Annotated in this window: 2 protein-coding genes; both read left to right on the top strand. The window is 69.2% G+C overall.

Annotation, left to right across the window (positions count from 1 at the left end; genetic code table 11):
* The coding region (locus LQV45_RS29620; protein ID WP_230010690.1) for an FHA domain-containing protein at positions 1-348 on the top strand (348 nt) is incomplete at its 5' end.
* Between the two features lie 2 nt (positions 349-350).
* The coding region (locus tag LQV45_RS29615; RefSeq protein ID WP_230010689.1) for a PP2C family serine/threonine-protein phosphatase at positions 351-1,808 on the top strand (1,458 nt) is incomplete at its 3' end.

The raw sequence follows: 1,808 nt of genomic DNA, 5'->3' as shown, positions 1-1,808 counted from the left end.
CGCCAGGTGCGCAAGAATCCTTCCCTTGCTGAACCGCCGCCCGCCCCCGTCAAACAGCAGGCCCGCCAGCTGATCGTGACCGAGGGACCGTTGAAGGGCACCACCATCGCCCTCGCGGCGAGCCCGATCCTCCTTGGCCGGGCACAGGAAGCCACCCTGGTCCTGGAGGACGACTACGCCTCGGGCCGCCATGCCCGCCTGTTCCCGCAGGGCAGCCGCTGGTTCATCGAGGACCTCGGCTCCACTAATGGCACATATCTGGCAGACCAGCAGCTGACCCGGGCCCTCCCGGTGGAGCTGGGCGTCCCCGTGAGAATCGGCAAGACGGTCATCGAATTGAGGCCGTAGCCGTGGCTGCCCCGGAATTTCCCGCAGACAGGGCCGAAGGCAAGCCAACTGCCCCGAAGCGGCCGCTCATCATGCGCTACGCCGCGCGGTCAGACGTCGGCCGCATACGCGCCAAGAATGACGACTCCGCCTACGTCGGCCGGCACCTCGCCGTCGTTGCCGACGGCATGGGTGGCCATGCCGGCGGCGACGTCGCCTCCGCCGCGACCGTCCTGGACATGATCCACCTGGACCATGACGACTACGACGGCGACGCCGGGACCGTCCTCGCCGACGAAATCCAGACGGCCAACTCCCTGCTGTCCGAACTGGTGCACATGAATCCCAAGCTCGCCGGGATGGGCACCACGGTCACGGCCCTGCTCCTCGCCGAAGGAAAGCTCCACTTCGCCCACATCGGCGACTCCCGGGCCTACCGGCTGCGCGACGGCGAGTTCGAACAGGTCAGTGTCGACCACACCTTTGTCCAGCGGCTCATCGATGAGGGCAGGCTCCGCCCCGAAGAGGCCGAAACGCATCCGCACAAGAACGTCCTCATGCGCGTGCTGGGCGACGTCGATGCCAGCCCGGAGCTTGATCTTGACACACTGGCAGTCCAGGCCGGGGAACGATGGCTGCTCTGCTCGGACGGCCTGAACTATGTGGCCGGCCACGTCGTGGAGCGCACCGTCCGGGAGACGAAGGACCTGGGCGAATGCGCCGAACTGCTGGTTGAACTCACGCTGGAGGCCGGCGCCCCGGACAACGTGACCGTGGTGGTACTCGACATCGCCGAGCCGACACGCGATGACGTCCGGACCGCCGCCGTCGACGTCGTGCCCGCGCCCGCAGCGGCCGCCGGGACGTCAGCGCCCGCCGCCCCGGCCGGACCCCTGGCCGGGAGCACCGTTGGTGCCGCGAAAACCCCCGGCGAGTCCGTAAACGAGTCCGTAAAGAAGGACAACTCCGCCCAGGACACCGGGCCCGCCGCGCTGGCCGCCGCGGCAGGAGCCTCGGGGCCGCCGGCCGACCCGGCCCCAGGGTCCCCGGCCGACGGCACATTGCCGGCCGCCGCCACACAGAAGGCCGCCGAGGGCAAGGAACCCGAGACCACCACCGACCCGCATCTGGGCGAACACCTCTCGGCCGAAGTCCTGCGGGAAGAACTCTCCATGCGCCCGCACGAACTTGTCGGGGCCGCCGCCGCAGCAGCGGAATCAGGGTCCATTCCTTCCATCGCCGGACGCACCGTGGCCCGGCGCGCGGCCACGGTCCTCACGCACAAGTCCGAACAGGACCGCGAGGAGGCAGACGACTTCAGGCCCGCCGGACGGCCGCGCCGGTGGCTTACCGTATCCATTGCCGCCGCGATCGTCGCGCTGCTGGCCGTCGGACTCTGGCTTGGCTACGCCTGGACCCAGACGCGCTACTACATCGGCGAACACGATCAGCATGTGGCCATCTTCAACGGCGTCTCCCAG

The organism is Microbacterium sp. Bi128, from assembly GCF_918698205.1.
This window is presented reverse-complemented; position numbering and strand designations above follow the sequence as displayed.